This is a genomic window from Candidatus Bandiella numerosa, from assembly GCF_029981845.1.
Classification (GTDB): domain Bacteria; phylum Pseudomonadota; class Alphaproteobacteria; order Rickettsiales; family Midichloriaceae; genus Aquirickettsia; species Aquirickettsia numerosa.
Genome location: NZ_CP104164.1, coordinates 1,114,517 through 1,140,914, shown reverse-complemented (window position 1 = coordinate 1,140,914; position 26,398 = coordinate 1,114,517). Strand labels below are relative to the sequence as shown.

26 protein-coding genes are annotated in these 26,398 nt (G+C 30.1%); 14 read left to right on the top strand and 12 right to left on the bottom strand.

What is annotated here, in order from left to right; all coding sequences use genetic code 11:
- Positions 1–34: 34 nt before the first annotated feature.
- Positions 35–247, bottom strand: coding sequence for a carbon storage regulator CsrA (gene csrA / locus N3Z17_RS05435; RefSeq protein WP_282471707.1), 213 nt, complete (start codon positions 245–247; stop codon positions 35–37).
- Positions 248–320: 73 nt separating this feature from the next.
- Between csrA and N3Z17_RS05430 the strand changes: the two genes are divergently transcribed.
- From N3Z17_RS05430 to N3Z17_RS05420, 3 genes are all read left to right on the top strand, one after another.
- Positions 321–1,091, top strand: coding sequence for a flagellar biosynthetic protein FliR (locus N3Z17_RS05430; RefSeq protein WP_282471706.1), 771 nt, complete (start codon positions 321–323; stop codon positions 1,089–1,091).
- Positions 1,091–2,176, top strand: a complete 1,086-nt coding sequence (flhB, locus tag N3Z17_RS05425; protein ID WP_282471705.1) for a flagellar biosynthesis protein FlhB — start codon at positions 1,091–1,093, stop codon at positions 2,174–2,176. The genes N3Z17_RS05430 and flhB overlap by 1 nt, the downstream gene beginning before the upstream one ends.
- A 110-nt stretch (positions 2,177–2,286) precedes the next feature.
- Complete coding sequence (locus N3Z17_RS05420; RefSeq protein ID WP_282471704.1) at positions 2,287–2,763, top strand: GNAT family N-acetyltransferase; 477 nt, start codon at positions 2,287–2,289, stop codon at positions 2,761–2,763.
- A gap of 360 nt (positions 2,764–3,123) precedes the next feature.
- Here the strand turns inward: N3Z17_RS05420 and gpmI are convergent, their stop codons facing one another.
- Both gpmI and N3Z17_RS05410 read right to left on the bottom strand, forming a co-directional pair.
- On the bottom strand, positions 3,124–4,638 hold the full coding sequence (gene gpmI, locus N3Z17_RS05415) for a 2,3-bisphosphoglycerate-independent phosphoglycerate mutase (protein ID WP_282471703.1): 1,515 nt from the start codon (positions 4,636–4,638) through the stop codon (positions 3,124–3,126).
- Between the two features lie 2 nt (positions 4,639–4,640).
- Positions 4,641–5,879: a sensor histidine kinase gene (locus tag N3Z17_RS05410; protein WP_282471702.1), complete on the bottom strand. Its 1,239-nt coding sequence runs from the start codon at positions 5,877–5,879 to the stop codon at positions 4,641–4,643.
- A gap of 766 nt (positions 5,880–6,645) precedes the next feature.
- Between N3Z17_RS05410 and N3Z17_RS05405 the strand changes: the two genes are divergently transcribed.
- The 4 genes from N3Z17_RS05405 to N3Z17_RS05390 all read left to right on the top strand — a co-directional run bounded on the left by N3Z17_RS05405 (position 6,646) and on the right by N3Z17_RS05390 (position 9,308).
- Entirely contained in the window at positions 6,646–7,452 is an 807-nt protein-coding gene (locus N3Z17_RS05405; protein WP_282471701.1) for a hypothetical protein, read from the top strand.
- 118 nt (positions 7,453–7,570) lie between these two features.
- Positions 7,571–8,047: a hypothetical protein gene (locus N3Z17_RS05400; RefSeq protein ID WP_282471700.1), complete on the top strand. Its 477-nt coding sequence runs from the start codon at positions 7,571–7,573 to the stop codon at positions 8,045–8,047.
- A complete protein-coding gene (locus tag N3Z17_RS05395; protein WP_282471699.1) occupies positions 8,013–8,657 on the top strand; it encodes a hypothetical protein in 645 nt (214 codons plus the stop codon). The genes N3Z17_RS05400 and N3Z17_RS05395 overlap by 35 nt, the downstream gene beginning before the upstream one ends.
- A gap of 219 nt (positions 8,658–8,876) precedes the next feature.
- The gene (locus N3Z17_RS05390) at positions 8,877–9,308 is read left to right on the top strand and encodes an RDD family protein (protein WP_282471698.1); all 432 of its coding nucleotides are present in this window, start codon (positions 8,877–8,879) and stop codon (positions 9,306–9,308) included.
- A gap of 11 nt (positions 9,309–9,319) precedes the next feature.
- Here N3Z17_RS05390 and rpiB read toward each other — a convergent pair whose 3' ends face one another.
- From rpiB to N3Z17_RS05370, 4 genes are read right to left on the bottom strand one after another with little or no spacing between them, the layout of a single operon-like run.
- On the bottom strand, positions 9,320–9,745 hold the full coding sequence (gene rpiB / locus N3Z17_RS05385; RefSeq protein WP_282471697.1) for a ribose 5-phosphate isomerase B: 426 nt from the start codon (positions 9,743–9,745) through the stop codon (positions 9,320–9,322).
- Between the two features lie 4 nt (positions 9,746–9,749).
- The gene (locus N3Z17_RS05380) at positions 9,750–10,271 is read right to left on the bottom strand and encodes an SH3 domain-containing protein (protein ID WP_282471696.1); all 522 of its coding nucleotides are present in this window, start codon (positions 10,269–10,271) and stop codon (positions 9,750–9,752) included.
- A complete protein-coding gene (gene coaD, locus N3Z17_RS05375; protein WP_282471695.1) occupies positions 10,264–10,761 on the bottom strand; it encodes a pantetheine-phosphate adenylyltransferase in 498 nt (165 codons plus the stop codon). Before coaD ends, N3Z17_RS05380 begins: the two co-directional genes overlap by 8 nt.
- Positions 10,758–11,678 (bottom strand): RluA family pseudouridine synthase, encoded by a 921-nt coding sequence (locus tag N3Z17_RS05370; RefSeq protein ID WP_282471694.1) that lies wholly within the window; start codon positions 11,676–11,678, stop codon positions 10,758–10,760. Before N3Z17_RS05370 ends, coaD begins: the two co-directional genes overlap by 4 nt.
- Positions 11,679–11,743: 65 nt before the next feature.
- Between N3Z17_RS05370 and fliI the strand changes: the two genes are divergently transcribed.
- On the top strand, positions 11,744–13,090 hold the full coding sequence (fliI, locus tag N3Z17_RS05365; RefSeq protein ID WP_282471693.1) for a flagellar protein export ATPase FliI: 1,347 nt from the start codon (positions 11,744–11,746) through the stop codon (positions 13,088–13,090).
- Between the two features lie 247 nt (positions 13,091–13,337).
- Here the strand turns inward: fliI and N3Z17_RS05360 are convergent, their stop codons facing one another.
- The 5 genes from N3Z17_RS05360 to motA all read right to left on the bottom strand — a co-directional run bounded on the left by N3Z17_RS05360 (position 13,338) and on the right by motA (position 19,033).
- Entirely contained in the window at positions 13,338–14,063 is a 726-nt protein-coding gene (locus tag N3Z17_RS05360; RefSeq protein ID WP_282471692.1) for a hypothetical protein, read from the bottom strand.
- 312 nt (positions 14,064–14,375) lie between these two features.
- On the bottom strand, positions 14,376–15,224 hold the full coding sequence (gene lpxC / locus N3Z17_RS05355; protein WP_282471691.1) for a UDP-3-O-acyl-N-acetylglucosamine deacetylase: 849 nt from the start codon (positions 15,222–15,224) through the stop codon (positions 14,376–14,378).
- 141 nt (positions 15,225–15,365) lie between these two features.
- Complete coding sequence (gene typA / locus N3Z17_RS05350; RefSeq protein WP_282471690.1) at positions 15,366–17,174, bottom strand: translational GTPase TypA; 1,809 nt, start codon at positions 17,172–17,174, stop codon at positions 15,366–15,368.
- 137 nt (positions 17,175–17,311) lie between these two features.
- A complete protein-coding gene (locus N3Z17_RS05345; RefSeq protein ID WP_282471689.1) occupies positions 17,312–18,169 on the bottom strand; it encodes a flagellar motor protein MotB in 858 nt (285 codons plus the stop codon).
- Positions 18,170–19,033, bottom strand: a complete 864-nt coding sequence (gene motA / locus N3Z17_RS05340) for a flagellar motor stator protein MotA (protein WP_282471688.1) — start codon at positions 19,031–19,033, stop codon at positions 18,170–18,172.
- Between the two features lie 137 nt (positions 19,034–19,170).
- On the opposite strand from motA, the gene N3Z17_RS05335 reads away from it, so the two are divergent.
- From N3Z17_RS05335 to N3Z17_RS05310, 6 genes are all read left to right on the top strand, one after another.
- Positions 19,171–20,109 (top strand): divergent polysaccharide deacetylase family protein, encoded by a 939-nt coding sequence (locus N3Z17_RS05335; protein ID WP_282471687.1) that lies wholly within the window; start codon positions 19,171–19,173, stop codon positions 20,107–20,109.
- Positions 20,110–20,121: 12 nt separating this feature from the next.
- Positions 20,122–21,654 carry an apolipoprotein N-acyltransferase gene (gene lnt, locus N3Z17_RS05330; RefSeq protein ID WP_282471686.1) on the top strand — a complete coding sequence of 511 codons (1,533 nt, stop codon included), beginning with the start codon at positions 20,122–20,124 and terminating at the stop codon, positions 21,652–21,654.
- Entirely contained in the window at positions 21,647–22,774 is a 1,128-nt protein-coding gene (hemW, locus tag N3Z17_RS05325) for a radical SAM family heme chaperone HemW (protein ID WP_282471685.1), read from the top strand. The genes lnt and hemW overlap by 8 nt, the downstream gene beginning before the upstream one ends.
- 176 nt (positions 22,775–22,950) lie before the next feature.
- Complete coding sequence (gene fumC / locus N3Z17_RS05320; RefSeq protein ID WP_410519581.1) at positions 22,951–24,345, top strand: class II fumarate hydratase; 1,395 nt, start codon at positions 22,951–22,953, stop codon at positions 24,343–24,345.
- Positions 24,346–24,348: 3 nt separating this feature from the next.
- Positions 24,349–24,978 (top strand): endonuclease III, encoded by a 630-nt coding sequence (nth, locus tag N3Z17_RS05315; protein ID WP_282471684.1) that lies wholly within the window; start codon positions 24,349–24,351, stop codon positions 24,976–24,978.
- 74 nt (positions 24,979–25,052) lie between these two features.
- Positions 25,053–26,351, top strand: a complete 1,299-nt coding sequence (locus N3Z17_RS05310) for an esterase-like activity of phytase family protein (protein WP_282471683.1) — start codon at positions 25,053–25,055, stop codon at positions 26,349–26,351.
- Positions 26,352–26,398 lie beyond the last annotated feature (47 nt).

Here is a 26,398-nt window from a genome sequence, read left to right as displayed (position 1 = left end):
GACAAATTTAACAAAATCAATTACTCAATTCACTTTAGTCATCCTCATTATTAACCTCATCAAATGACAATAGCGCATCCATGTTTTCTTTGACAACTATATCATGAACTTCTTTTCTTAGGATTGTTGAGGATTTAGGTGATTCAATACCAAGTTTTACAGTATTTTTATTAATCTCAATGATTTTTATTGTTATATCATTATTAATAATAATTGATTCGTCTATTTTTCTTGTCAAATACAACATATGCAATATATTCTTTTATTTTACGATAATATAACTTACTTTTTGACAATATTATAGATTTAATCATTTATATATGAATTTATCACTGTATTCAGTAAGCTTCATCTACACTTTTTTAATAATATTCTGCAGGGTAGGGAGTGTAATGATGTTTGCACCAGGTATCGGAGAAACTTTAATTAATATTAGGATAAGATTATTATTTTCGTTAGTATTAAGTATAGTTCTCTTGCCAGTGACTTTTACGACTAATTTACTTCCTATCCCAAACAGTTCAATAGAGTTATTTTTAAATATATCTAGCGAAATTATAGTTGGGATATTTATAGGATTATTTTTAAAAATTTTTGTTTCAGTAGTAACCACATTTGGTTTTATTATAAGCAATTCGATGGGGCTTTCAGCTGCAACGCTTGTTGATCCGTCACAAGCCTCGCAACAAGGTACATTACTTGGAAATTTTTTTACAATTTTAGTTATAGTACTGATTTTTGCAGTTGGAATTGATCACACTATTATTAGTGGGATAGCATCTAGCTATAAAACATTTCCAATCTTAAGTTATGCGGAATATAGTGCGGATTATACACAAACAATAGTCAAAATTGTTAATGAAGTATGGGTACTAAGTATAAAAATGGCATCCTCATTTATAATTATCAGTTTACTGATTAATATTGGTGGAGGAATATTATCAAGGCTAATGCCACAGTTACATATATTCTTTTTAATTATACCTCTACAATTTTTAATTGGATTTTTATTTCTTTCTATTACAATATCAACTTTGATGATTTGGTTTATTGAGAAATACACGCACCATATTAACAATCTATTTGGATAATGTCTGAAGCGCAGCAAGAAGATAAATCACAAAAAACGGAACAACCAACTGCCAAGAAATTGGAAGATGCCAAAAAGAAAGGTAATATACCTTTATCTAAGGAATTTAACAGTTTCATACTATTTATCTTCATTGCATTATTGATAGTATTTATATTTCCAAAAATTAGCCTAAAAGCTGTTAATCAACTTTCCTATTTTATTGATCAGTCTCATCAAATAATTTTAAAACCAAATACTATTACTCATCTAATAAAACAAACATTGATTATATTATTTTCTATAGCTTTCGTCCCATTATTATTTTGTTTGATTGCTGCAATTTTAGGGAATTTATTGCAAAACGGTGTTTTGTTTGTTCCTGAGGTTATTAAATTTCAGTTAAACAGAATTTCTATTTTTTCAGGATTTAATAGGATTTTTTCATTAAATTCAGTTGTTGAGTTAGTTAAAGGACTGGTCAAAATATTCATTATTAGCATCGCTATATACATGACTATCAAATCTGAAATGTTTAAATTTACAATGATTCATACGCTTAATATGGCTGGAATATTAAGTTTTTTGAATCAATCTCTAAAAGATATTTTTATAACGGTATGTGTGATTATGTTTTTCATTGCAGCACTGGATTTTCTTTATCAAAGACATAAATACATTTCAAATCTTATGATGAGTAAGGAAGAGTTGAAAAAGGAATATAAGGAAAGTGAAGGTGATCCTCAAATTAAATCAAAATTAAAAAGCATTAGAAATAAACGGTTAAAGGAGAGAATGATGGCAAAAGTTCCAAATGCAGATGTTGTTATAACTAACCCAACACATTATGCAGTTGCGCTGAAATACTCTCCTGAAAATGATGACTCAGCCCCAATTGTGGTTGCAAAAGGGATTGATAATATAGCCCTAATAATTAGAAGAATTGCGGAAGAAAATGATGTGCCAATTTATGAAGATTCACCTCTAGCACAGGCTTTATATAAAACAGTTAAAATGGATGAAGAAATTCCATTTGAGCATTATAAGTCAGTAGCGAAAATAATTACAGAAGTGATGAAACTTAGAGGAAAAAAGATAAATGTTTAATACCTCAAGAATAATATGTTTATTTATTTTTTGGATTATATATTATAGGCTAATAACGATAGTCTAAGAGAATATATGCAAGATTTTTTTTAAAAACTGATAGATTAACTATGAGAATTTGTACAGCTCATAGTTTAAGTAATTGGTATAGTCTACAATCTGACCCGGATGTAATAAAGTACCTAGGAGATGGAAAGCCAAGAGATAAGCAGGAAATTGAAAAAAATTTGCATAAAGCGATCAATCATTTTAATCAATATAATTTTTCATTTTTTGATGTATACAAAGATGATATATTTATAGGGATAGCTGGTCTGTTTCATTTGGAATTTAACGAAGTAAATAAAGATATAGAAATTGGATACGTGTTGCATAAAAATTTTTGGGGCAAAGGGTATGCAACAGAACTAGCCAAAAAAATTATTCATTATGGATTATATGAAATAAAGTTAAAACGCTTAATTGCATGCTGCAATATAAACAATATTGGTTCTAGTAAAGTGATGTTAAAATGCGGGATGACATATTCAAAAAAATATAAATATAAAGGGCTTTATGATTGTCATTTATATCAAATAAAATTATAAATTTTTTTTACAATTAAGATTAAAAAAGCGAGATATTATTTAAATTTCCTACCAATTATGAAATATAATTAGCTGCAAATAAGGAATAATTCATTATATGGAAGAACTAGCTCACCAACTAGGAAGGTAGCCTTTTTTTATTCAATGTCATAGTTCTATTCTAATTTTAACTTGACTGTGGGAAAAATGACTAATACAAATGCAATAAAAAAGTGTAGTGGAGCCACTACAGATGAAGCCTCTACTGCTCCTTCATGCATGATGATTTATAATACTTTTGCTGCATTCGGCGTCTCTTAGGCGCCGTCTTGTTAATTATTTTAACTACGGAATTTATTCTCTACAACCGTGTAATTTTATTTAATTATCCACTAATTTTATTAATGATTTTCCCGACATTTCGACTGGTTTTGGTATTTCTAATAAATCCAATATAGTTGGTGCTATATCTGATAGTTCTCCATTTTGTAGCTCTATTTTTTTATTGCCAAAATATATTAGAGGTACATCATTTAATGTATGTGATGTTTTCACCTGTCCACTATTTTTCTCCATCATTTCTTCAGCATTGCCATGGTCTGCAGTTATAAGTAATTCAATATTATATTCTCTGCATACTTTTAAAAGTTTTTCTATACACTTATCAATAATAGAGCACGCTATAATACTTGCATCCATATTACCGGTGTGACCAACCATGTCTGCATTAGCATAATTAACACACAAAAAATCAAATTTATTGCTCATTATCGAAGCAATTAACTTATCGGTGATTTCATACGCAGACATTTCTGGTTTAAGATCGTATGTTTTAACTTTAGGGGAGGGAACTAATAACCATTCTTCACCATTTAATTTACTCTCTCTGCCACAATTAAAAAAATATGTAACATGTGCATATTTCTCTGTTTCAGCTATCCTGAGTTGCTTTAAATTATTATTCGATAAATATTCACCTAAATCATTTTTAATTTGCATAGGAGAAATTATCGCATCTATAGTTTTTTTAAATTCAGATGAATACTCAACTAGTGAAGCAATATATGAGAAATCTAAATTTTTTGTTTCAAAATGGTTAAAATTTTTTGATATAAGTGACTCGGTAATTTGTCTGATTCTGTCGGCTCTAAAATTTAAAAATAATAATGAATCACCATCTTCAATTTTATCAGAATATTTGTTATATGCAGGAATTATAAATTCATCGGTAATACCTTCATTATAACTTTTTTCAATATAATCATTTGGATCTTCAAAGCAACGATCGCTACTAAAAGTAATAGCGTCGTATGATAATTTAGTTCTATCCCATCTGTTGTCTCTATCCATGGCATAATATCTACCACTTATAGATGCTATTTCAATATTGTTTTTTATTAATTCACGTATGTATTCTTGAGCTTTTTTAGGTGATGTGTCTCTACCGTCGGTAAAAGCATGCAATCTGACTTTTATATTGTTATCATTTAAAAATTTTGTAAAATTAATTATGTGTTCTATGTGTGAATGAACACCCCCGTCTGAAATCATCCCTAATACATGACAAGTTTTATTGGAGGTTTTCATAACCAGATTCTTTACTGTAGAATTAGTTTTTAGTAATGTACAATCCTTAATCATACTATTTACTCTGAGTAAATCCTGAGGTATTACTCGTCCTGCACCAATAGTCATATGACCAACCTCAGAATTTCCCATTTGTAATGGTGGTAACCCAACACTTTCGCCACAAGTTTTGATTTTAGATGCAGGGAAGTTGGCTAATAAATAATCCATACATGGTGTATTGGCAGAGTATATTGCGTTGAAATCTTTTTTATGAGAATATCCCCATCCATCAAGTATGCATAGCAATAATTTTTTATGTTTTTGCATTGTTAAATTGGTAATTTAATTGTTACTTTTAATCCACCCATTTTACTTTTATCAAGCACAATATCTCCTCCATGAGCGTTAATTATATTTTTTGTTATAGCCAGCCCTAAACCGTATCCTTGCTTTTTACTGATACCTAATTGATTGAATGGTTCTAAGGCTTTTTTATAATCTTTTTCATCAATGCCAGGGCCATCATCTTCAATCTGAATAAAAATTTGGTCATTGACTTTTAATAAACATATCATAACATTAGAAAGACAATATTTTAAAGCATTGTCAACTACATTTGTTAGGGCTCTATCCATGGCATCTACTTTTAAAAAAAGGACTTGGTGATTTTCTTTTATTTTATTATCGAAAGTTATTCTATCATCGTTTAGTAGATTGATTATATTGTTAATTATATGTGTTAAATTGCATTGCCTATTTTCTTCATTTCCCTCTTCCTTTGCAAAAATTAAATAACTATTAATCATATCTTCAATTTTTTTAATATTATCATGTATGTTTTTAATATCGTTATTTTCGTTTATTAAAGATAATTGTAACTTAATTCTTGTTAAGGGAGTTCTTAAATCATGCGCTATATGGGCTAGTAATTCAGTTCTATTTTTTATTTGTTTTAAAATTTTTTTACGCATCCTTAAAAAGGATAATCCTAATGATCTAATCTCCTTAGCACCAGAGGGTTTAAAATGATATATTTTGCCCTGACCAAAATCCATAGCTGCCTTATCAAGATTAACAATTGATTTAACCTGATTTTTCATAAAAAATAATGAGATCAAACCAAAAAATATTGAAGTAGTTAAAATCCATATAACAAATATATAAGTTGTTTGGTTTTTAATTCTCTTTGTTGAAAAGTCTACTTGTAATACCTGGGAATTTGTTAGGTAGATTAGTCCTCTGATATTTGACATATCATCTATGTAGAATAGTTGAGTTTTATGTTTTATAGAATTACTAATTTTTGTTGCGATACTTGATATGTATGAATCACTAAGACCTTCTGAAAGTTTGGGTTTGTTGATCAATAATGATGTCTTGAATCCTAAGGAATTTAGATCAGCAATAACTTCATTATTGCTATTTTTATATTTAATATAAAAGTTTACTATTGTGTTTATATCGTTAATTAAAAAATTTTGCATATTACCTGAAACATTTTCCCAATGCCTCTCATAAAAAATAACTATCGTTACTATCTGAATGATAATAATAGGTAATAAAATCATTAATAAAAATCTACTATAAAGAGTATTTAGGAATAATTTCACTTTTAAAAAGATTATAAAAATTAATAAAATCAATATAAGCGCTTTTATTTTTCAAGTATATCAATTTTTAATGCGTACCATTGTTGGGTAAAATTGACTGAATGGAAATTGTTTTATATATAAATTAAAAAAAATGAGTATACTAAAAGTTGTTAATAGAAAATTAACATAAAGTTGCTTTATTTCACTTGCAATACACTATTATCGATCGTATTATCACCCATGACATGAGAGGCAGTATCTAATTGGTCACTTTCACACACATCCCCTCACTACTTTTTCTGCTTCTCTTGTCATAAGCTAAAATACTTAAAGGCTTGAATTTGTCAAAATTCAGCACACAATAGTTTATGGTACAAAGTTTTTTGTTAAATTGCAAGTTGAAGATAATTGTAATAGATAAACTTGGTTGCAGTAAAGTTTTAAAAACGCCTGAAACAATTCGTATTACCTAAAAATTCTCAAATAGGAAGATTAAGTAATATTTACCAAAAAGAGTGACAAAGAATCTAATCTTTAATGGATTAAAATGCAAATTTTATAACATGCTTATTATTGATTTACCTGATGCACGATATAAATTATTAAGTAAATTTTGTAATCAGCAAATTAGATGTGAATAGAAGTTAAGAAATTGACTTTAGATTATTATTCATTATCAAATATAGCTGGTGACATTTAAAATTTTGTAGAGGTTATAGTAGATAGTTATTTAGAAAATGCAATGGATTATGTTCAAGAAATATTTGAAAATGCTAATCAGTGGATAAAAGAAAATGATCCCTTAAAGTTTCCTATGGTAGAAGCTAATATCAATTGTCATATAGGGCCTAATGGCTTAACGGCGATTCCAGGACCAGGAACACAAAGTGGTCCTAGCTTTGCACATTCCTTGGGACAAAATAATAATCCAGCATCGTCATCATCTTCATATTCACATTCAAGTAATAGCTTTTCATTGCTCGGAAGTGGGAATAGCATTGGACACGGTGGTGTATTGAATCTGCCTGTTATCAGTGTTCAAGATAACCCATTATTAAAAATAAAAACATTTGAGCCTACTAGAATAAATTATAAGTTTGATCATATGGGTAATATAGTTAACCCTAACCCTAATTTCCCTAATATTTATTTTAACATACCTACACCGAAGCAAGAAAATCAAAATGCTAATGGTGAAAAAGATAATAAAGAAGAAAAACAACAGGAAAAGAAACAGTGTGTGACAACTAATCAAATACTAGTTTTTGCTAATGCTGGGTATTATGATGAGGACGCAATCAAAAGAGATATATTACCAGCTGGGAATGAGCAAAATAGTAAGCTCTTCAAGGTATACGAAGATAAACGGTTAGCCTCTAAAGCATCAGTGATAACAACTAAGAACGGCGTAGCTAGCTTCAATATAGCAGGCACTGCAGATCTTACTGAAGAAGGGCTTGAAAATTTTATTAGGGACTCTCTTAATGATGTATTAGTTGGAACTAATAGCCTACAAGGGATTCTGAAAGATAGGATAGAGCAGCATTGAAAAATACAATAAGGAAAGTGGAAATAAACAACCGTTAATCTTAAATGGGCATTCATCTGGTGGCTTTGAGGGAATAATTATTTCAGTACTAAGACCAGATTTGGTTAGTCAAGTGAATATGGTAGATTCGGCTGGTGCGTATGACATGGTATTAAAGCTTGTAAATGGTGATAAAGTTAAAGCTGGTGAGATTTATAAGAAGGTTGAGATTTATAATGGCAACAGAGGATTTGTTAATAGTAAGGGAAGTCATCCCCCAGGCAAGGTGATTCATCATATTGATGTTAGTGTTCATGCTATCAAAGAATTTCCCCTTGAATATAAAGTGACGGGTGCTCAAGAAATATTAGGAAGATGCCATTCTGATAGTTTTTGTAGCTATAAAGATGGAGAGTACAAAGTTGAGAGATTGAGAGATGGCGTGACAAAAAAAGAGATAGCTGATTATTTCGGATTATCAGAAGGCCAGATTGAGGCTATAGACAACAATTCTTTAAGTGACAAAGATTTAGCAAAATTCCAAAACAAAATAAGCAGTAAATTCAAATTTAAGTTAAGTTATGAGCGAAGCCAAAAAGAGCAATGCATTTATTAAGAAATTAATTAAGTATGCCATTATATTCGTAATGGCATACTTAGTAATCACAAAGATAGTGCCTTTGGGACTGAAGTTCAATATGTATGGCACGGATAAGTTTGATTCTAAGTTATGGATTAAGGAATGGGAGCGTATAGAAATACAAGCAACAAAATCCAATGATAAATCGCATAAATATGTGCATTATAGATGCAGTATGTACAATGACTTAACGAATAATCATTTAAAGAAAGGAATGAAATTGAAGGAAGTCACAGATATATTGGGTGATTATAGCTCAGTATATTACTGCACCAATAAAAAGGTAAAGTGTGTAACCTATCAATTAGGCTCTTGTTTAAAAGGTATGTTTAATAAAAGCCTTATCGTAGTATATTTTGGTTATTATGATAGACAGTTTATGTATGTATGCTTTGATGGGAACGAAGAGTTTATTGATAGCGGCAAAAGTTTTGGAGGAAATAAATATCCATATTTAGTATGTGATGGCAAAGATAATACTGTCTCTTGTGGTAAATACAGTGGTGATTGTACCAGAGCACCAAGAATGGGCGGCGAAGATAATGATGAAGTTATTCAAGATAAAATAGAATTTGAGCAATGGTAACAACCTAAAGCTTTTTAGATAAAATCAGCATAAGGATGGTTTGGGTGGTCACTTCAATATTAAGTCTTTAGATTCTACACCTATCATAACTTTCTTTCAATCCTTGCGTAAGGTGAGTAAAAAATTAAAATTTACATTATACGTAAGGTAGGTTAATGATTGACTTAAATATTTTTTTAAAATAACCTTATTACATTGACGTGTATTTTATTTATGCTGATGCAAAATATTATTTATTCAAGTTTATCAAGGCGGATTTTAGCGACTATAATTGATTCAATAATTTTAACTATACCGCATGCAATTGTTTTTGGTTTTAGTAATATTGGTAATATTTACGATGTTGATGGTGTAAAGGTACACACATTCAGTTACTATTTGGTTGGTATCATGATTAATGTACTATATATAGGGCTTTTTGAAGCTTCAAAGTTTCAGGGTACCATAGGCAAATTGATAATGAACATAAAAATTGTTGGCGTTAATGAGCAAACCATTTCTTTTCCCAGATCAATATTTAGATACTTAGTATTATGTCTACTAAGTTTTGTCGGAGTTTTTATAGTTAATTTCTTTACAATACTCTTTACTAAAGAAAAAGTTGCCGTACAAGATATGCTTTTTGAAACCAGGGTATTAGTAAAAGGGTAATTGCTTCTTTACTACATCTTCTTGACTCTTTTTAGATGTCTTCCAGCTTCAAACTTATGAGTTAAAAATGAATGTATAATTATCTTGGTTTCCTCAAAAGATAAATACCTTGCACCGAGCACTAAAACGTTGGCATTATTATGTTCTCTAGAAAGTTTTGCAAGTTCTGAGTTATGGCACAATGCAGCTCTAACATGTTTACTTTTATTTGCACATATTGACATTCCAATCCCTGAGCCACAAAGCAATATTCCATAGTCTATTTTTTTAGATTCAATGGCTGTGATTATTTTTTTTGCATAATCAGGGTAGTCAACAGATTCATCTGTATCTGTGCCATAGTTAAGCACATTAATATTTAAGTCTTTTGCTAAATACTTTGAGATTTGCTTCTTTAATTCACATCCAGCATGATCATTTGCAATGCCAATCTTCATAACATCATTCAACACCCCATATATTTGCCTTTCTTATCCAACCTTTATATTTTTGAATTATTACCTTACACCAGAATTTTTCACATTTCATAATCTTTGCTAACACCCCAACTTCAACCTTTAATATTGGAGGGGAATTCTCATCTGGAGCTTTAAAAATTAACGATTGATTAACTAATAATTTATTAGTTAAATCCTTCCTAATAACAAATTCATTATCAGTTATGATTACATACCTAGTACCACTTAATAAACTTTGATGAACCCAACCTTGGGTTTGATTTATATCTTCAATTTTTCTCCAATTATCAAACTCGGCTATAATTTTAACAGGATAATTGATGCATTCATATACATGTGAGGTTTGGTATTTTTTCCCAGGTCCAATACGAATTTTAATCTCATTAGATTTTAAACTCACATATCTAGGTATTGGAAGTCCAGTTAAAATACCAGTTTCATTAGCAGTTGCTTCAGTATTAATTATTAAATAAAATAGTAATACAAAAATTTTCAGTCTAAGCATTCTTAAATTTTTTAATTAAAAGTTTTTGTACATTTTGGGTAACTAAATTTTTGGTATCACCACTTAATCTTGTTACTTCTTTTACAAAAGTGGACGATATAAAATGTACATTTTCTGTTGCTGGTAAAAATACAGTTTCAATATCACTATCTAAGGTTCTATTTATAAATGACATTTGAAATTCATATTCAAAATCTGCTACAGCTCTTAATCCTCTAATTATAATGTTTGCATTTTCATTTTTAACAAATTTCACTAACAAGCCTTTAAAAGGTTTAATAATGACATTTTTCATTTTATTATGCTCTATTTCGTAGTTAATCATGTTTACCCTCTCATCAATAGAAAAGAGTGTACTTTTTAGAGTATCGGTAGCGACGGCAATAATTAATTTATCAAACAAAGTTGCTGAGCGTTTTATTATATCAAGATGACCTAAAGTGATTGGATCAAAAGTTCCTGGATATATTGCTATTTTTCCTTCTTTCATGAATTAGATATATTAACTGTTGAAAAATATTTATTAATGGTTTTTTGAAAATGATCTGGTAATTCTGCTTTAAAATTATGATTTTCACCTAGTAAACTAAAATTTAACGAATGTGAGTGTAAATGTAGGTGATCGGCAAAATAAATTTTGTGCTTAACGCCGGGATAATTATGCTTTTGGTCGCCTAATATTGGGCAATTAATTTCTTTGCTATGGATTCTAATTTGGTGTTTTCTACCAGTTAAGGGTGTCATTTCAACTAAAGAGAGTAAATCTTCGTATTCGCCTAATACTTTAAATTTTGTTTTTGCATGCAATTCTTTTGGCGCATCAAAATCTCCGGTTTTAATAGTTGATTCTATTATACCCTCTTTATTTTTAGGTATACCGCATAAGATTGTTAGGTATGATTTATATATTTCTTTTTCTCTAAAGAGCTTGCTTATATCTGCTGCTATGGAAGAATTTTTAGCAAAAACAATTAAGCCTGTTGTCTCTTTGTCTATTCTATGAACAATATTGTAGTTTAGATTAGATAATTTAAATACGCGATCTATTGATATTTTAACATTAGAACCATCTTGAACACATAAATCATATGGTTTGTTTAATACAATTATATGTTCATCCTCATGGATAATGGAGCTAAATATCTGATTTTTAATATCATTAAAATTCTTTGGTTTGATATATTCTTGTTTGATTGGAGCGTCGTATTCAATTATTGGAGTTCTTATTTTTTGATTGTGGCTTATACGAGTATTAATCTTAACTCTCTTGCCATCAATTCTGATTTGTCCTTTTCTTGCAAGTTTAGCAACAATAGTAAAGGGCATGTTGGGAATATGCCTATGAAACCACCTATCTAGTCTCAAACCATCATCTTCTTTCTCTATTTCAAAAATTTTTATTTGCATTGAAGGTTATATATGTTTTAATTCTTTGTATATTTACGTGTGCAAATTATATCAAATAATTTTTTATGTCCAATATTTTAAGAAGTATCATTAATGAGATTGAATTGATACCTGAATTTCAGGTTATTGGAAAAGTTTGTTCCGTAAGAGGTTTGTTAATTGAAGCCATAGGAATTGAATTTGCGGTTAGCATCGGGTCTAAATGTAAAATTATTAATAAAAATGAAAGAGAAATGTTTGCTGAGGTTGTAGGTATTAAGGAAAAAAAGACTTTGCTTATGACCTATGATTCTGCTGAAGGAATTGGAATTGGAAGTCAAGTGCATGTAATTGCTCATGACCAATCGATATATCCATCTGGACATTGGCTAGGCAGAGTTATCAATACTTTTGGAGAGCCAATAGATGAAAAAGGACCATTAATAAATGGAAATATTCCATACAGATTGCATAATACACCTCCAAAAGCGCATTTAAGAAAAAGAATTGGCGCTAAAATGGATATGGGAATAAGGTCAATTAATTCTTTTTTAAGTTGTTGTAGAGGTCAGAGGATGGGAATTTTTTCTGGCTCTGGTGTAGGAAAATCCATGATGATCTCAATGCTAACAAAATATGCTGATGCTGATGTAAAAATCATAGGGCTAATTGGTGAAAGAGGAAGAGAGGTTCAAGAATTTTTAGAAGATTACCTGGGAGAAGAGGGGCTTAGTAAAGCGATTGTTGTTGTTTCAACTTCGGATGAATCAGCATTAAAAAGAAAGCAAGCAGCATATCTTACTATGGCACTGTGCGATTATTATAGAGATCAAGGCAAACAGGTGCTATGCATGATGGATAGTATAACTAGATTTGCTATGGCGCAAAGGGAAATTGGTCTTTCTATTGGTGAGCCCCCAACAACTAAAGGCTATACTCCAAGTGTTTTTTCTGAATTGCCAAAATTGCTGGAAAGAGCGGGGCCAGGAACCAAAGGGCAGGGCGATGTAACTGCCTTCTTCAGTGTATTAGTTGAAGGAGATGATCATAATGAACCAATATCTGATGCAGTAAGAGGGATATTAGACGGACATATTGTGCTAAGTAGAAAAATTGCCGGACGTGGTATATACCCTGCCATTGATGTTCTAAACAGCATTTCAAGAACCATGCCCAGATGCAACACAGAATATGAGAATAAATTAGTGAACAAAGCTAGAAGCATAATTTCTCAGTATACTGATATGGAAGATATGATTAGGATTGGGGCATATAAAACTGGCTCTGACCCACAAGTGGATGAATCCATCAAATATATAGATGAAATTAATAGATTTATCTCTCAAAATTATAATGAAAAGGATACTTTAAAGGATTCCTATTCAAAGCTCGCTAAAATAATTGAGTTTGATAAAGAAGAAAAAAAATCATAAAGGGGTGGTGTTCATAAAAAGATAGATAATGCAATATCTTGATTATAAAATAATGGCACGGATAACTTCAGCATTTCAATATCATAATTCTATTCTCGTTTTAACTTAACGGTGACTTACCAGTCATCTTTCCGTCATATACGACTAATGTATAAATAACTTATTATACATTATTAAACAAATCCACCTTTTACTCTCTCTTTTTCTATTTTGCCATTACTTTTGAATGCTCTCTCAATAGAGAATTTTATAAATCTTGATGTTGATTGTCGATAATATTTACTGACTCAAGTTCTTCATTAGTGTCTGCTTTTATATTTAAATCTTCTTCATTTTGGTAGTTATTAGTGCCTACTTTTGAATTTAAATTTTCACGAATATACGCTCCTGTTGCTCTACTTATAGCTCCTATAGGTTGCTTCTTTAATAAACATGTTATCTTATCCCCCTCATCCAAAAAACAATCTAATGCTTCTATGACGTATGCTGCTGTAGTATATTTTTCCCACTCTTCTTGTTCTCTAATAGTTTTTAAGGTTTCTGAAGAAAATTCCCAAATAGAGTTATTTAAAATTCCATTTAATATTTTGTTTTTTAAATCACCAGCATTGAATAATAAAGTTATATCCATATGTGCTTTAAATAAATAATTAAAACCGTAATATGATCCTCCTCCAACTGCTCCTGCTATCAAATGTTTTAAGTAATAATTATCATAAAAGTAGTCATTTATTTTTTCTCTAATATAATACTTAAAAGTGGCATTAAGGAATGTAAAACCTATGCATTTTAATCCGTAATAAGCAGGGCCAAATCCAAAACCCCATAAAACAAAATTAGTAGCCACATCACTAGTCAGTGCTACTACTGTATAATTAAATATTTTTTCTCCTTCTCCACCAAACATATTATGTACATTATTGCGAGGGCTGTTATGAATTGATGAGAAAATTTCTTGCGCATTATATATCATAATTTGACCATTTATATTTAATATTAATTATCAGGTTACTCTTAATATCTACTTATTAATGATAGGGAAAATAAATAATATTTATTTTATTGTGCAAGTTATGGGATTTAATATTTAATAGTCAAGAAAAATCTATGATTTATCAATAATTTTTTGGCTCAAATCATTTCCTTATTTTTACCATCAAGGTTTTATTCTACACTTGTTTTCACTATTTTTTTTGCTTTTTATTTATGTAAGGAAGTTCTTTTTACACAAATTTTATGATATTCTCTAACAACATTCCCTAATATTAAAATTTTTAAATTTAATTTAGATTATTTTATAGGAATCTGGATTGTCAAATATCTTTTTTAACATAGCATTATTTAAATTATGACCAGCTTTGGTTGCCTTAATATTTCCAATTATTCTATAGCCCGACAAAAATAAATCACCAACGCAATCTAATATTTTATGCTTAACAAACTCGTCTTCACATCTAAGACCTTCACTGTTAACCACACCAGTCTCGCTTAATCCTATGCTGTTGTTAAGAGAAGCTCCTCTTGCTAGCCCATTTTTTTTCAAGAACTCTACATCGCTTAAAAACCCAAAAGTTCTGGCATTTCCAATTTCATCTTCAAATTTTGTGGAATCTAAAAGGCTATAATTTTGATGCCCAATGGATTGATGATCAAACTCAATATCAAAATCAATTGCAAAATTATCAGCACTTTTAATCACTATCTCTTTGTCTTCATCTGTTACTTTAATAGTGTCCAGAATTTTTAAATATTTTCTTTTTTTTGATTGTGCTTTAATGCCAGCTTTTTTTATTAAACTAATAAATTCCTTGGAGCTTCCGTCCATCGCAGGGACTTCTGGTCCTGATACCTCTATTAAAGCGTTATCAATATTCATACCCCATAATGCAGCCATAATGTGTTCAATGGTTGCTATTTTTATGCCACTATCATTAGAAATTTCGGTGCATAATTTTGTATTTGTAACATTAAAAAATTTTGCAGGAATGATATTATTTGTGGATATATCAGATCTTTTGAAGATAATGCCTGAATCTTCTTTTAGTGGTGAAATAACAAGCTTTACAGCTTCTCCTGTATGTAAACCAATTCCAGAAATACTCTCTTTTTTACAAATAGTTTGTTGATAATCCATTTATACACAAATAATAATTCTCTATCCTATGTATAAACGTTATTTCCGTATTTTTTAAATAAATAATTATTACAAAATATTGCAAAAAATTTTGCTAAAATCCAAAGTTTCGTTCAAAATCTCAAGCATATTTTGAACAATTTACTTTCTAGATGCTTTTTTTCTTTCATTTGGGCATAATATTGACTTACGAAGGCGAATATTATCAGGGGTAACCTCAATGAGCTCATCATCTTTAATGTAGGATAAAGTTTCTTCAAGTGTAAAAATTTTGTATGGAGTTAACCTTATGCTTTCATCTGTTCCAGAGGCTCTCATATTACTAAGTTGTTTACCCTTAATAGGATTTACCTCTAAATCATTATCTCTATTATGTTCGCCTATTATCATACCCTCATAAATTTTAGTTCTTGGTGGTATAAATAAATCACCTCTGTCTTCTAAATTCCATAAAGCGTAGGCGACGGATTCTCCGTTTGAATTTGAAATCAAAGCCCCATTTCTTCTTGATATAATGTCTCCCCTATATTCCTGATAAGAATGAAATATCCTATTTATGATACCAGTACCCCTTGTATCATTACGGAACTCATTCTGATAACCAATCAAACCCCTAGATGGAGCATGAAAAATTAACCTAGTTTTTCCACCAGTTGAAGGCTTCATTTCTTTTAATTCAGCTTTTCTCAGTGAGAGTTTTTCAATTACTATTCCACTATGTGTTTCGTCTACATCAATTAACACTTCCTCAATAGGTTCTAAGGTTTTACCCTTATCATCTTTTTTAAATAATACTCTAGGCCTTGAAACTGATAACTCAAAACCTTCTCTACGCATATTTTCGATTAAAACACCTAATTGTAATTCACCTCTACCACCAATTTCAAAATTTTCACCATTTTCTGAAATTTTTAAAGTGATGGTTATATTGCTTTCAGCTTCTTTTTCAAGTCTCGCTAAAATTATCCTTGATGTAACTTTTGATCCCTCAAGACCAGCTAAAGGTGAGCTATTTACGCTTATTGTAATAGCCATAGTTGGAGGATCAATAGGGGTGGATTGTATAGGTGTAGTGATAGCATTATTACATATAGTATCTGCCACAGAGGTTTTTTCTATTCCAGAAATTGCTACAATATCTCCTGCTTCAGCAATTTCAATTGGTATTTTTTCTATTCCTTTAAACCCAAAAAGTTTTGTAAGTTTTGTGTTTTCTATAATTTTCCCATTTAAATCTATTGATTTAATATTATCCCCAACTTTAGCTGAACCTGAATATACCTTACCAATTAAAATTCTCCCCAAATATGAGTCTGCAGTTAATATACTTGCAAGCATTGAAAATGGGGCAGATTTATCAACATTAGGTTTAGGAACATGTGTCTTTATCTTTGAAAAGAGTGGTTTTAAATTTTCTCCTTTTTCATTTTTTTCGGATGCCCAACCATCTCTTCCAACAGCATATAATATCGGAAAATCTAATTGCTCTTCTGTTGCATCCAGAGAATAAAATAAATCAAAAACTTCATCTAGGACTTCATCAATTCTACTGTCAGATCTATCAACTTTATTTATTACTACTATTGGCCTTAAACCTATTGAAAGTGCTTTTGACAATACAAATTTTGTTTGTGGCATTGCTCCTTCTGATGCATCAACCAATAATATTGCGCTGTCAACCATAGATAAAACTCTTTCTACCTCACCACCAAAATCAGCGTGACCAGGTGTATCTATTATATTATACTTCACCCCCTCATAATTCATAGAGGTACATTTAGCAAGAATTGTTATGCCTCGCTCGCGCTCAATATCGTTACAATCCATTATTCTAGTTTCTACCTCTTGATTATCTCGAAAGGTACCACTTTGTTTGAGCATATTATCGATAAGTGTGGTCTTACCATGATCTACATGGGCTATAATTGCAACGTTACGAATCTCTGACATAAAGTCCTATAATATAAAGTAATAGGTATTAATATATAATTAACGTAAAATCGTCAAGTAAAAGAAAATTCATAGTAGATATTTTTTGAAAATATTGGGATCAGCAATATTGCTATGGTAGCTATTCGGAAAATATACTAATTTACTGGTGCAGATATTGGTGCAGAAATTTTGTAATTTTCAATTGCAGAATTTCTTAATAGCATGATTGTAATTCTTCTATTTAGGGCGGAATATGGATTATTTTGGTCAGCCAAATCAGTATCAGCTCGAGCAATCACTGAATGAATTCTTTCAGAAGAAATATTATTAATTAATAGATATTTTCTTGCAGAGTCTGCTCTATCAAATGATAATTCCCAATTTCCATATTCTGCAAACGTATTTTGGTTAGATTTATCTGTGTATCCACTTATCTGTATTAGATTGGGAGAATATTTTATATATGTTATTATTTTGTCGATGGTCTTTTTTGCATAATCCGTTAATTTAGCACTACCAAGCTCGAATAAAGGCTTATTGTCTTGGTCATTAATTGTGATTTCTACTCCACTGACGGTATTTTTATAGGAAACGCTATTATTGATATCCTGACTATTTTCTAGCATTGAATTTATATCTGATTCAATTTTTAAAAATATCTTGTTATTCATTTCGTCAACATTAATTTTTTCACCATCTTGTTGTATATCAACAATGTCACCAACGCGTTTAACACCGTACTGTATACCTATTTTACTATTGTATTGATAATCATTGTCTTTGGGTTTGAGATCGTTTTTTAGGAAACTTAACGTTGGTACGAAATACTGCGCAATAGTTTCCAGTTTTTTGTTTGATGCGCTACTTAATAGCCACAAAAGTAAAAAAAACGCCATTAACGCAGTAACAAAGTCTGCATAAGCTAATTTCCAGGAACCACCGTGAAAGGCATTATGGTTATTAAATTTTCTTTTCCTAATTATAATTGATTTGTCAAATTTACTCTTTTTCATTTATCTTTTATTTGAAATCCTATTTTCAATTTCTAACTCAACCTCTTGAAAAGTAGGTTTGTGAGCTTTGGGTATTGCTTGCCTAGCAAATTCTATAGATACAGAAGGGGGATAGCCGCCAACATGAGCTATTATTCCAGATTTGATACATTCAATAAATTTGATCTCATCCTCTTTGAACTTTGAAATGAAATAACCAATTGGGTTAACTAAACCATATGCTGTAAACGCACCAATAAAGGTACCAACTAATGCAGAAGCAATTTTAGGCCCTAATATACTTGGGTCAGATCCAACTGAGGCCATAGCGGTTATTACACCTAATACAGCCGCAACAATTCCAAGCGCTGGTAAGGCGTCTCCAATTCTAATTAACGATTGAGAAACAGCGTATACGTGATGTTTTCTACTTTCTATGTCATTCTCCATCATATTCTCTAATTCCATTTGATTTTCAAATCCAAGGATGACAACTCTAAAATAATCACAGAAAAACTCTCTAGCATCCTGCTCCTTCATCATAATTGGGAATGAGGTAAATAGATCGCTCTTTTCTGTATTATCAACGTGATTTTCCAACTCTACTAATCCGTTTGAGTGTGAAAATTTAAAAAAATTAAACATAAAAACCAGCAACTCAAGATACTCACTTTTATTATGTGGAGATTTTTTATTTAATATTTTGAGAGATTTAATCATCTCCTTAGTCACGTTTGGCGGATTTGAAATAATATAACTTCCTATCGCTGCACCGATAATAATTATCCATTCTGAAGGCTTGAATAATACCTCAATATTACCACCAATAGCCAAATAGCCGACAAACACCGACACAAGTAAGCAAAGCAACCCTATGAAAAACATTAATTAAATACTACTTCATTATTTATACCTAAGTTAAATTAATTTATCTCTAAATCAAGTAATTTATTTTTATAAATTCAAAATTAGTGATATTATTTATGATAATGAAATAATTATGTTGTATAAAACTTAATATAATGAAAAAATTCTCAAGATTAAACAAATCCTCTTATAGTGTTTTTACTATTTTCATATTTTTATTGATATTTTCAATATTTATTGGGGCTACTTTTTATTTTATAAATTCAATTTTAAATAATGAAATAGTAAATGATATTATTAATGAAGATCATAATATTGTTGATGACAGTATGAAAAGTCCAAATGAACATCATAAAAGTGAAAAAATTGCAGAGGAAATAACTGATAAATTTACCATTAAAAATTTACCTAGTATATCCATATTGGTTGCGGGGTTAGGGTTAGATAAAGAGATTGTTGATAGGGCTCTTCTCAGATTACCTAAGTCAATTTCACTTGGATTTGTTCCTTATGCGAGCCATTTTGATTACGCTGATATTAATGATAGAGATTTGTTGATGAATATTCCTATGGAGACACATGATTATTTTTTTAAAGATAACGGTCCTTATTCATTGATTTGTAAACTTGGAGTAGATAATAATTCGAAAAGATTGGAATATATTATATCTAAATCAAATGACTTTAATGGATATTATACCGAGATGGATGAATCGTTTACTGATGATATAAGAGACCTAAATTTTTTACTTAAAAGAATTAGTGAAACTAATAAACACATTTTGTACAACGATCCAAAGGAAATAAAATCTTTTAGAGACTTAGCAATAAAGTTTGGCATGAAGGATAGGATATTAAGAGTAGACAGCGTTATAAATCAAAAAATGTCAGAGATAGAATTAATAAAAAGACTAGATGATTTAAAATTAATTGCTAGTGCCAGAGGGTATGCTATCGGAATTATAAATGCTAGTGTAAATAATATTGATATCTTGGAAAAGTGGATTAAAACAGTTGCTAAAAGTCTAAAGTATAATATAGTTACAATTGATGAGTTAAGAGGTAAGATTATAAAACGTGAGGTTACAAAATAAAGGGTAATTTGAATGAACATTGCTAATTATTATATTTTGATATCACCGCTGCTTGGGTTGTCACTAACTCTTGCTTTTTTCCCTACTTCAGTATTTCCGTTTATCGTTTCGCTTGGTATTTTTGCTTTTATACTAAAAAAAATCAATGGAAATTTAAGACTTTTCCTTCATGGATTATTGTTTGGTTATGGATTTTTTATAATTCAAACTTATTGGATTCCTTTTTCTATATACAAAGCCAATATAAACATGGAGTGGGCTGTACCATTTTTATCATTACTTATTCCTATTCCATTTGCAGCATTGATAGGTATATTGGCAATATTAACAAAATATGTAAGACATAATAACATCATATATTCTATAAATTTTGCATTTTTATGGGTAATACTTGAATATAGTAGAAGTAATGTTTTTTTTCCATTTAAATGGGGGTTGCTTGGTTATACTGCAATATACGTTCCCTGGTTTAATAATATATTGGCTTATGTTGGCTCATATGGAGTAAGTTTTCTATTAGCACTTTTCTCAACAAGTTTATTTACCAAAAATAAAAGATTCATTATATCAAACATATTATTATGTGTGTGTGTGTGTATTATAGGTGAGCTCAGAAAAGAGGAAAAAAATAATGAATTAAAAGACGATCATGAGATTAAAATCAGATTAGTTCAACCCAATATACAGCAGCCACACTATGGTGATTCTGAGAAGCAGGCTTATATATTTGAAACATTATCGAAACTTACACTTTCTCCTGGCTTTGAAAGTATGCAATATATATTTTGGCCTGAAGCCTCATTTCCATATCCCATCATAGAAAACTCTAAGTGGCTTGATGTTTTAAAGAATTTTGTACCAATGGATAAAATAGAAAATTCTGCATTGATATTTGGTACAGACAGACTAGAAAAAAATGAAGAAAAATTACTAAGCTATAATTCATTAATTGCGCTTAATTACAAAGGTGAGATATTAGGATATTATGATAAAAGAATATTAGTTCCATTTGGTGAATACATGCCATATAAGAATACTAATAAGGTAGTGCGTAAAATTGCACATTCAATAAATCTTGATGATATTTCAAAGGGAAGCTCTCAGAATATTATCGAATTGGATGATAACATAGCTTTTCTACCTTTGATATGTTCTGAATCAACATTAGCTAAAAATCATCTGTCATTATCTTCTTATAGCAAATACAGATTTATATTGAATATTACTAATGACTCATGGTTTGAAAACACTTTTGGTCCATATCAACACTATATGATCTCTAGAGTAAAGGCCATGGAATTTGGTTTGCCTGTTGTAAGAGTAGCTAATACAGGTATCTCAGCCATAATAAATGTTTACGGAGATTTAGTAAAGACTGCGCAAATTAATACAGAAGCTGTTATAGATGGCGTTATACCACCTAAATTAAAAAATCCTACTCTATATTATGTGATACATGGGTATATAATTCCTGCTATTTTTACTTTCTATGCTATATTTTTGATTCTAGTCTTTATTTTTAGGAAAGAGCTACGTAATGAATAGCCAATCCAATGAATTATCTATATATATTCATTGGCCATTTTGTAAGACTAAATGCCCATATTGTGATTTTAATAGCCATGAAAGTGATTATATTGAACATGATAGTTGGAAAAAATCATATCTAGCTGAAATTGAATTAAACAAGGATTTAATTCAAAATAAAAAAATTAAATCAATATTTTTTGGAGGTGGGACCCCTTCATTAATGAAACCTGGTACGGTTAATTCTATTATTAATAAAATTTCTGGTATCACTGATTTTTCTAATAATATAGAGATTACACTAGAAGCAAATCCTAATTCAGTTGATAGAGAACGATTTAAGAATTTTAAATCTTGTGGAATTAACAGGATTTCTATAGGCATACAAAGCATTAGAGATAATAATTTAAAATTTTTAGGTCGCTCTCATTCTCAATATGATGCCTTAAAAGCTATTGAATTTGCTAGAGAAATTTTTGATAATTATTCATTTGATTTAATGTATTGTCTTCCTGGACAACAAATTAATGAATGGGAGAGCGAGCTTAATGAAGTACTAAAATATGTGGATTACCATATATCGTGTTATCAACTAACAATAGAGAAGAGCACTAAGTTTTTCAATGCTTTAAGAGCAGAAGAATTTCAAATGCCGAATGAGGAAATTTCAATTGCTATGTATAAAGCAACATATGATATCTTGAAATTGCATGAGATTAAGCAATATGAAATATCTAATTATTCAAGAGCAGGATATGAATGTAAGCACAATTTATCTTACTGGGAGTTGGGTAGTTATATCGGGCTGGGACCTGGGGCTCATGGTCGTTATATCTTTGATAACAAAATTTATTATACAATAAACTATTATAACCCACAAAAATGGTTAAAGTATGTAGATGCATATAAATTCCCAATACAAGATAAGAAGTGGATTAGCAATAAACAAAATATGATGGATGTTTTAACGATGGGATTAAGGTTAAATAAAGGTGTTCATGAATCGGCCATCACGAACTTAAAATCTATGAACGATCTAATTACAAAAGGTTTTTTAGTGAAAGGTAAAGACAATTATATTAAATCAACAATTAAGGGTAGGCTGGTTTTAAATACTATTATACAAATGCTAATATGAAGTATTATGTGGAAAAATTTTAAAAACCTTTCAAATTTGATATTAAATAACTAACTTATAAACATATACTGGAATTAATAAATTGATCAAGTAGGTAGAGCAATATACTACTTGAAGAATCAAATTTTTTATCATAGAGTTCTGCTGAATTGATATGTGAATAACAACATAATATTATGCAAAAATTTAGAATAGAATACGATACAATGGGAGCAATTAAAGTTCCAAGTGATAAATATTGGGGTGCTCAAGCTGAAAGGTCTTTGGAAAATTTTAAAATTGGTTATGAAAAAATGCCAAAAGCACTGATATATGCTTTGGCAAAACAAAAAAAAGCTGCTGCACTTTCCAATCAAGAGCTAGGGATGCTTGAACCATATATTGCCAAAGCTATTTTTTCTGCTGTTGATAGGGTATTATCAGGTAAGTTGGATGATAATTTTCCTTTATCAGTTTGGCAAACAGGCTCGGGCACTCAAACTAATATGAATATGAACGAAGTTTTATCCAATCTAGCCATTGAGGAATTAAATGGACAAGTTGGAAGTAAAGAGCCTGTTCATCCAAATGATCATGTAAATATGAGTCAGTCATCAAATGACACTTTTCCAACAGCAATGCATATAGCGGCAGTAACTGAAATTAATGATAGATTGCTACCGGCTCTTAGGTATATCAGAAATGTGTTACAGGTTAAAATTGAAGAGTTTGAGGGGATAGTTAAAATCGGTAGAACTCATCTTCAGGATGCAACGCCTATTACACTGTCACAAGAGTTTTCAGGTTATTTAGCTCAAATCAACAATAATATTGTAAGAGTCGAGAAAAGTTTACCAAATTTGTTACAGCTTGCACAAGGTGGCACAGCTGTTGGGACGGGAATTAATTGTAGTGAGAGATTTATTAATTGTTTTATAAAATACATAAATGAAATAACGGGATTAAAATTTATAACTGCAGAAAATAAATTTGAGGCCCTTGCCAGCTGTGATGCGCTTGTTGAAGCAAGCGGAGTACTAAATACTTTGGCAGCTAGTTTGATGAAAATTGCAAATGACATAAGATTCTTAGCATCTGGACCTAGATGTGGACTGGGAGAATTAATATTACCTGCAAATGAACCAGGTTCTTCGATTATGCCAGGTAAGGTCAATCCTACTCAGTGTGAAGCAATTACAATGGTGGCAGCTCAAGTTATGGGTAATCATACCACAATAACAATTGCAGGCTCAAATGGGCATTTTGAATTAAATGTATTTAGACCAGTAATAATTTATAATTTTTTGCAATCTATACAGTTATTATCTGATTCATTAAGTAGTTTTACTCGCAATTGCTTATTGGGGATAGAAGCTAATCGAGAAAAAATTGATAAATCACTTCATGAATCTTTAATGCTAGTTACTGCGCTTAATCCTCATATTGGCTATGATAATGCTGCAAAAATAGCTAAAAATGCATATGAAAAAAACATAACACTCAAAAAATCTGGTGTATCACTTGGATTAATATCTGAAGAAGATTTTGATAAGTGGGTTAAACCAAAGGAAATGGTGAAATTAAAATTGTAATATATGCTGAGAAAGAATGTAGATGAAATTTTTGATAGGCTAAGCAAACAACGACCAAGTCCAAAAATTGAATTAGAATACAAAAATAATTTTACATTGTTCGTTGCAGTAGTTCTCTCAGCTCAATCAACTGATAAGGGAGTTAATAAAGTAACTCCGGCATTATTTCAGATCGCAGATGATCCGTATAAAATGCTTATGTTAGGGGAGGGGGGGCTAAAGGATCATATAAAAAGCATTGGGCTTTATAATTCGAAAGCAAAAAATATTATAAATGCTTGCCAAATTATGGTTGATGAGTATAATAGCCAACTTCCAGATAATTTTGAAGACCTCCGCAAGTTACCAGGTGTAGGTAGGAAGAGTGCTAATGTGCTACTCAATTCGCTCTTTAATGAACCAACCATAGCTGTTGATACACATGTTTTTAGAGTGAGCAATCGCTTAGGTTTATGTAAAACTAAAACTCCAGATGCCACAGAATTTGCACTAAATAAAAAAATATTGGTTAGGTGGAAAAAATATGCACACCATTGGTTAGTTTTGCATGGCAGATACATTTGTAAAGCAAGAAAACCAATATGTGGGGAGTGTGTTATATATGATTTATGTAAATTTAAAGATAAAAATTAATTTTATTTATTGTTAATTGACAAAAAATTAAAATTACCTATAATCACGAAAATATTTTTTATTTGGGTGTAAAAATGTCGAATGATCTAAATCAAGAAAATAAAGATACTAAAGTGCATAATTCTAAAAAAAACGAATATAGTGATAGCAATTATTATTATAATGTTTTAACTAATCAGCTTAGCATCCTTTCGGAAAGAGGAGCGCAAACAAAAGAAAGTATATTGAAAAAATTTTTTGGTATACCAGGAATTAAGCATATATTTGGAAAGTATGTTGTTGAGCATTCTGATAATGTCTCCAAATTGGATGTTGTACTAAATAATGCAGATAATTACTATGACAATCATAGTATAAAATTACTTGTTGATGGTGTGTATTTTAAAAAAGGACATGTTTTAACAAACGACCAAGATTCACGTTTTGGTGAATGGTCAGGAATGGCATTTGATAAGAAAGGAGATTTAATACTTATATCTGATAGAGGGGCGTATTTAAAATCATCAATTGTAACTGAAGATGGATATTTACAAAATTTTGTAAATACAACAATAGGTACCATAGTTGTTGAGAAATCGATAGGAACAAAAAAAGACTTCGAAGAATTAGCAGTCTATAATGGCTCATGTTATATATCAGATGAATCTTTACATAGAATTTTCCTTTATCAAGATTGTGATTTTGAAAAGGTACCTGTGCGAGTTATAACTGCATTTAATCCTAATTTTAATTTTCATTATCTTTCTAAGGAATTATCCTATAATAAAGGAATTGAAGCATTTGATATTAATTCAGAAGGAAAATTTTTAGCAATTAGCGAATACGGTCAAGATAAGAAAAATAGTTCTGTACATCAAGCGTATTATTGGCGAATAAGTTGTGAGTCTCATTATAAAGATACTAGTTTCTGTCAGACAATTGATTTTGATAAAGGCTTTACTTATTTAAGTAACGAAGGCTATGGAGTTTCAGGTTTGAAGTTTTTAAAAAATGGAGATTTGATAGTTCTTGAAAGGCATTATAACAAAATATTTGGTGGTTTTGCTGAAAATTATGAAATTGATATTAAGTATATTAGGAAACAAGAAATTGAAAATGCTATTGAGAAAAATACAGAGGTTAAAGGAAAAAGTATAATACACATTGATAACGATAGTATTTCTGGTAAATATGGATATGCTGATAATTTTGAATCTATAGCAGTAAAAGAAGAGAATGATTTAACTTTAATATATATATTGTCAGATGATAATAGGGCTCCATTTGAAAGAAGTATTCTCCTAGAATTTGAAATTAATGACTATTTGTTATCAGATGATAAAGGTACTACACTTGTAAAATCTGAAATGCCCGACCCATATGTTGACTTATAATAATTTTATCATTGCTAAATAAGGGTGTTGTCAAGTCAAACACCCGG

Bases quoted from the DNA above. Each gene is read 5' to 3' on its own strand.
- csrA (WP_282471707.1), bottom strand. From the start codon at position 247: ATGTTGTATTTGACAAGAAAAATAGACGAATCAATTATTATTAATAAT.
- N3Z17_RS05430 (WP_282471706.1), top strand. From the start codon at position 321: ATGAATTTATCACTGTATTCAGTAAGCTTCATCTACACTTTTTTAATA.
- flhB (WP_282471705.1), top strand. From the start codon at position 1,091: ATGTCTGAAGCGCAGCAAGAAGATAAATCACAAAAAACGGAACAACCA.
- N3Z17_RS05420 (WP_282471704.1), top strand. From the start codon at position 2,287: ATGAGAATTTGTACAGCTCATAGTTTAAGTAATTGGTATAGTCTACAA.
- gpmI (WP_282471703.1), bottom strand. From the start codon at position 4,638: ATGCAAAAACATAAAAAATTATTGCTATGCATACTTGATGGATGGGGA.
- N3Z17_RS05410 (WP_282471702.1), bottom strand. From the start codon at position 5,879: ATGATTTTATTACCTATTATTATCATTCAGATAGTAACGATAGTTATT.
- N3Z17_RS05405 (WP_282471701.1), top strand. From the start codon at position 6,646: ATGGATTATGTTCAAGAAATATTTGAAAATGCTAATCAGTGGATAAAA.
- N3Z17_RS05400 (WP_282471700.1), top strand. From the start codon at position 7,571: ATGGTAGATTCGGCTGGTGCGTATGACATGGTATTAAAGCTTGTAAAT.
- N3Z17_RS05395 (WP_282471699.1), top strand. From the start codon at position 8,013: ATGAGCGAAGCCAAAAAGAGCAATGCATTTATTAAGAAATTAATTAAG.
- N3Z17_RS05390 (WP_282471698.1), top strand. From the start codon at position 8,877: ATGCAAAATATTATTTATTCAAGTTTATCAAGGCGGATTTTAGCGACT.
- rpiB (WP_282471697.1), bottom strand. From the start codon at position 9,745: ATGAAGATTGGCATTGCAAATGATCATGCTGGATGTGAATTAAAGAAG.
- N3Z17_RS05380 (WP_282471696.1), bottom strand. From the start codon at position 10,271: ATGCTTAGACTGAAAATTTTTGTATTACTATTTTATTTAATAATTAAT.
- coaD (WP_282471695.1), bottom strand. From the start codon at position 10,761: ATGAAAGAAGGAAAAATAGCAATATATCCAGGAACTTTTGATCCAATC.
- N3Z17_RS05370 (WP_282471694.1), bottom strand. From the start codon at position 11,678: ATGCAAATAAAAATTTTTGAAATAGAGAAAGAAGATGATGGTTTGAGA.
- fliI (WP_282471693.1), top strand. From the start codon at position 11,744: ATGTCCAATATTTTAAGAAGTATCATTAATGAGATTGAATTGATACCT.
- N3Z17_RS05360 (WP_282471692.1), bottom strand. From the start codon at position 14,063: ATGATATATAATGCGCAAGAAATTTTCTCATCAATTCATAACAGCCCT.
- lpxC (WP_282471691.1), bottom strand. From the start codon at position 15,224: ATGGATTATCAACAAACTATTTGTAAAAAAGAGAGTATTTCTGGAATT.
- typA (WP_282471690.1), bottom strand. From the start codon at position 17,174: ATGTCAGAGATTCGTAACGTTGCAATTATAGCCCATGTAGATCATGGT.
- N3Z17_RS05345 (WP_282471689.1), bottom strand. From the start codon at position 18,169: ATGAAAAAGAGTAAATTTGACAAATCAATTATAATTAGGAAAAGAAAA.
- motA (WP_282471688.1), bottom strand. From the start codon at position 19,033: ATGTTTTTCATAGGGTTGCTTTGCTTACTTGTGTCGGTGTTTGTCGGC.
- N3Z17_RS05335 (WP_282471687.1), top strand. From the start codon at position 19,171: ATGAAAAAATTCTCAAGATTAAACAAATCCTCTTATAGTGTTTTTACT.
- lnt (WP_282471686.1), top strand. From the start codon at position 20,122: ATGAACATTGCTAATTATTATATTTTGATATCACCGCTGCTTGGGTTG.
- hemW (WP_282471685.1), top strand. From the start codon at position 21,647: ATGAATAGCCAATCCAATGAATTATCTATATATATTCATTGGCCATTT.
- fumC (WP_410519581.1), top strand. From the start codon at position 22,951: ATGCAAAAATTTAGAATAGAATACGATACAATGGGAGCAATTAAAGTT.
- nth (WP_282471684.1), top strand. From the start codon at position 24,349: ATGCTGAGAAAGAATGTAGATGAAATTTTTGATAGGCTAAGCAAACAA.
- N3Z17_RS05310 (WP_282471683.1), top strand. From the start codon at position 25,053: ATGTCGAATGATCTAAATCAAGAAAATAAAGATACTAAAGTGCATAAT.